This window comes from Roseovarius halophilus (ex Wu et al. 2025), assembly GCF_047086965.1.
This window is the reverse complement of the sequence record NZ_JBKOTX010000295.1, coordinates 1-4,929: the sequence shown is the minus strand read 5'-3', so window position 1 is coordinate 4,929 and position 4,929 is coordinate 1. Positions and strand designations below refer to the sequence as shown.

The following is a 4,929-nucleotide window of genomic DNA, read 5'->3' as shown; positions in this document are numbered from 1 at the left end:
AGCCGCGGGCGCAGCGAGGTGGTGACCGGGTCGGCCAGCGCCGCCCCGCCTATGGTTCCGATCAGGCCGCCCAGCAGGCCGCGCCGTGTCACCTGTGCCCTCATGGCCGCAGCCTAGGCCGGGGTCGTCCGCAGGGGCAACCGCCTATCTCTGCCAGGCGCCGCGGGCGCGCAGGCGGCTCGAGGACTGGGCGTTCATGGGCATGTTGACGAAGCACCAGGCCGGTGGTTCGGCCCGCCCCAGCAGGATCGAGGCCCGCGCCGAGAGCTGCTGCGCGCGGTAGATCCGTGCCGCGCGCGACAGCCGCGCGGAAATCCGGTCGCCGGGGCGGGCGATGACCCCCACCGGCACCCGGTGCATGATCTCGCGCCAGTGGCCCCAACGGTGGAAATCGGCCAGGTTGTCGGCCCCCATCAACCAGACAAAGCGCACCCCCGGGTAAAGCGCCTGCAATTGCGCCATCGTCTGCGCGGTGCGCCGCGTGCCGATCCGGGCCTCGACATCCGTCACCGTGACCTTCGGGTGACGCATCACGGCCTGCGCCCGTTCCATGCGCTGGCCCAGCGGTGCCGGGCCGTCGGCCTTGAGCGGGTTGCCCGGCGAGACCAGCCACCAGACGCTGTCCAGGCCGAACCTGCGCAGGGCGGCCCGGGTCAGGTCGACGTGGCCACCATGGGCCGGGTCGAAAGACCCACCCAGCAACCCGATCACCTGCCCGACCCGGGCATATGGAAGCTCGGCACGCATCACGCGCGGGCTTTACGCCGGTGCCGGGGGCTTGGCAAGCGACGGCCGTTTCAATGCCCCCTTGATTGCCGATGTTGGAAAGGAAAGGGCTTTATTCGCAGAAGACAGCTGCCAGCAGGCTTGCGACGGGCGCGCAGCGAACGCCGCGAGCTTCGAAAGGGTGGCCGTCTATCCTCCGGGTTCGCGGTAGACACTATAGTTTTCATGCACTTCCCCCTGATCATGTTTAGAGGCGTGGTAAACGAAATATTTGCTATTCCCGTGGCCATCCGATGCCACGGTTTGGGGTACCTGTAATGTTTTCCGCCTACGATTGCCCGGATGCCCGCTGCATCCTGCTCACCAACCGCGCGATCCGCGTGCCTAGCACGCAAAAAATCCACGAACAGGACGCGACGGGAGTGCCGCACGTTCAGGATTACGAGGCGCTGGAACAGGCCCTGACGGCCGACCCCGACATCAACTACGTCATGGTCGACCTCGACAGCTTTGACAGCGCGACCGCGCAACTGCCGCCACTGCGCCGGATTCGGGACAGCTACCGCGACCGGCTGGTCATTCTGCTGTCTGCAAATTTCGAGACGGATGAGTTCGGAACGCACCGCAAGATTCCGGCCAATGATACGCCTGGCCATTCCGCTGCGGAGTCCGCCCAGATACATGTGACCCACGCCCTGAAATCCGAGGTCGGGACCGGGGCTATGGTCGCCCGCATCGGCGACGACGAATTCGTCGCCGGTCTGCCGGACAGCCGCGCCCCCGGCGACCTGCGCGAGATCGCCGGGCGTATCGGCCGCAGCGTGGCCGCGCCGCCGGACCGGAGCGACCGGCCGATCCCGACAAGCTGCAGCATGGACGCACCGCTCTCACTACCGGGCGAGAGGGACCCGAACAGCCTGCTGCGGCAGGCCGATTTTGCTCTCGAAGAAGCCAGGCATCTGGGCCGCGCCGGGGCCGCAATCTACGACGAGGCTCTGCACCGCCGCCACCGTGTCAAGGCCAAGCGCGCCAGCGACCTTGCCGAAGCCATCGACAGCGCGACGCTCGATCATGTGTTCCAACCGGTGTTCGACCTGCGCAGCCAATCTGTCGTCGGGTTCGAGACCCTTGTCCGCTGGACCCACCCCGAGGCGGGCACCATCGGGCCGGACGAGTTCCTGCCGATCGCCGACGAGCTGGGCCTGATGGCTGCGCTCGACCTGGGCTCCATGAGCAAGGCGTTGGAACAGAAGCGCCTGCTCGAGGCGGGCGGGCACGATGGCCTGACCGTCGCGTTCAACGCCTCCGGCAGCCTTCTGTCGCACCCCGAATTCGTGAACCGCCTTGTCCGGGGCACCGACGCCGGAGGTCTGTCCCGCGACCAGGTGGCGATCGAGGTGCTCGAGACCACCAGCTTCGGCGAGGTCACCGAAAACTCCGTGCATGCAGCGACCATACGCGACCTGCATGAGGCGGGGTTCAAGGTCTATCTCGACGATTTCGGCGTCGGCTATGCCGGTCTGGCGCATCTGGCCGAACTGGCCGTCACGGGCGTCAAGATCGACCGCAGCCTCATCCGGAATGTCCTACGCGACGAGACGGCGGCAAAGATCGCCGGGAAGATCATCGAGCTTTGCCATGACCTCGGGCTCAACATCGTGGCCGAAGGGGTCGAGGACAGCCAGACTGCGAATACCCTTCTCAACATGGGCTGCACCACGGTGCAGGGGTTCTGGATCTCGCGCCCGTTGCACCCCGAGGATCTGCACCACTGGCTGCCCGCCACGAACGATCACCGCCGCTGCGCATGATCTCGGGCTAGAGGCGCGCCGATCGGCAGTTGAAGCCCCACGCCCGAGCCGTTATCGACCCCAGGTATATCCGCAACGCGTTACAGGGGGTGCGTCATGGCGTCTTATCAATATGTCTACCACATGGATGGCGTCTCCAAGACCTATCCCGGCGGCAAGAAGTGCTTCGAAAACGTCCGCCTGTCCTTCCTGCCCGGCGTCAAGATCGGTGTTGTCGGCGTCAACGGCGCTGGCAAATCCACCCTGCTGCGCATCATGGCGGGCCTCGACACCGAGTTCACCGGCGAGGCCTGGGCCGCCGAGGGCGCCCGCGTCGGCTACCTGCCGCAGGAGCCGCAGCTCGACCCCGGCAAGACCGTCCGCGAGAACGTCATGGAAGGCGTGGCCGAGAAGAGGGCCAAGCTGGAACGCTTCAACGAGCTGGCCATGAATTACTCGGACGAGACCGCCGACGAGATGGCGCAGTTGCAGGACGAGATCGACACCCAGAACCTGTGGGACCTCGACGCCCAGATCGACGTGGCGATGGAGGCCCTGCGCTGCCCCCCCGACGCGGCCACGCCCGACACCCTCTCGGGGGGCGAGGCGCGCCGCGTGGCCCTGTGCAAGCTGCTGCTGGAAGCGCCCGACATGCTGCTGCTGGACGAGCCGACCAACCACCTGGACGCCGAGACCATCGCCTGGCTGCAACAGCACCTGATCGACTACAAGGGCACCATCCTGATCGTCACCCACGACCGCTACTTCCTCGACGACATCACCGGCTGGATTCTGGAACTCGACCGCGGGTCGGGCATCCCCTACGAGGGCAACTATTCGTCCTGGCTGGAACAGAAGGCCAAGCGGCTGGCGCAGGAAGCCCGCGAGGACAAGTCCAAGCAGAAGACGCTGGAACGCGAACTGGAATGGATGCAGCAGGGCCAGAAGGCCCGGCAGGCCAAGTCCAAGGCCCGTATCCAGGCCTACGAGGAACTGGCCAACCAGTCCGAGCGCGAGAAATTGGCCCGCGCCCAGATCATCATCCCCAACGGCCCGCGCCTGGGCGGCAAGGTGATCGAGGTCGAGGGGCTGACCAAGGCCATGGGCGACAAGCTGCTGGTCGAAAACCTGGATTTCTCGCTGCCGCCGGGGGGCATCGTCGGTGTGATCGGCCCCAACGGCGCGGGCAAATCCACGCTCTTCAAGATGCTGACCGGGCAGGAAGACCCTGACGCGGGCAGCGTGGAGTACGGCGACACCGTCGAATTGTCCTACGTGGATCAAAGCCGCGACGCCCTGAACCCCGACGCGACCGTGTGGGAGGAAATCTCCGACGGCGGCGAGATCATCCAATTGGGCGACGCCCAGATGAATTCCCGCGCCTATTGCAGCGCCTTCAACTTCAAGGGCGGCGACCAGCAAAAGACGGTCGGCCTGCTCTCGGGGGGTGAACGCAACCGGGTCCACATGGCCAAGCTGCTGAAATCGGGCGGCAACGTGCTGCTGCTGGACGAGCCGACCAACGACCTGGACGTCGAGACGCTGCGCGCGCTGGAAGACGCGCTGACGGAGTTCGCGGGCTGCGCCGTCGTCATCTCGCACGACCGCTTCTTCCTCGACCGGATCTGCACCCACATCCTCGCCTTCGAGGGCGACGCCCACGTCGAATGGTTCCAGGGCAACTTCGAGGACTACGAGGAAGACAAGAAGCGCCGCCTGGGCGCCGACGCGCTGGAGCCGAAGCGGCTGAAGCACAAGAAGTTTGCGAGGTAGCTTGCTTGAGTGGAATAAACCAGCATCATGTCTGGCAACACCTACAACGAGGCTTCGGCAATCGAAAGAAGAAGCAGGTCCAAGTTTTTGTTTACACAATCGACAAGGAACCATTTCTGACTTCGACTCGAAACTTCGGCGCAGAACGTCACTTCTATTCTCAAAATGGCGATCACACCGCTGACGAAAACATAACAGATTTCGAGGATTCAGCGACCGACATCGTCAACCAGCTAAGGAACGGGCCAGCGGGTCCAATTTCTGAAGTTGAAAGAGTTGCAAGTCTACTGTCTCATATCGAGGTACGAACAAAGTTCCTACGTGACGAGCTATCTTTCCACGCGGGGCAGTTTGCACGGGCAACCCGATCCATAGTGAGGGATAAACGAACATTCAAACGCTTCTTGTTGCAAGCTCTCAAAGACAATCCCGACCTGATTTCGGACGAGATAAAAAAAAGCTGGAATTCCTGCAGATCTCCAATCTACGGCGGAGAACTATGCTGAAACCTTTCTGAAGAACAATTTCGACGCATTTGCTTGGCTTCTTCGCGTTTTGTGTGGGTGGGTTGCATTTCCGGTTACCGGACGACCGCACCAGATGTTGTATCGTAGGGTGATGCTGGCAGGTGCGTAAGCCG

At 63.8% G+C, this 4,929-nt stretch carries 3 protein-coding genes; 2 read left to right on the top strand and 1 reads right to left on the bottom strand.

The genetic code is table 11. The annotated features are described in order from the left end of the window. Positions 1-144 precede the first annotated feature (144 nt). Positions 145-747 carry a nicotinate-nucleotide adenylyltransferase gene (locus ACH107_RS29875; protein ID WP_412509344.1) on the bottom strand — a complete coding sequence of 201 codons (603 nt, stop codon included), beginning with the start codon at positions 745-747 and terminating at the stop codon, positions 145-147. 296 nt (positions 748-1,043) lie between these two features. Between ACH107_RS29875 and ACH107_RS29870 the strand changes: the two genes are divergently transcribed. After that, positions 1,044-2,537, top strand: coding sequence for a putative bifunctional diguanylate cyclase/phosphodiesterase (locus ACH107_RS29870; RefSeq protein ID WP_412509343.1), 1,494 nt, complete (start codon positions 1,044-1,046; stop codon positions 2,535-2,537). 96 nt (positions 2,538-2,633) lie between these two features. Continuing rightward, positions 2,634-4,289 (top strand): energy-dependent translational throttle protein EttA, encoded by a 1,656-nt coding sequence (gene ettA, locus ACH107_RS29865; protein ID WP_412509342.1) that lies wholly within the window; start codon positions 2,634-2,636, stop codon positions 4,287-4,289. Positions 4,290-4,929: the final 640 nt, after the last annotated feature.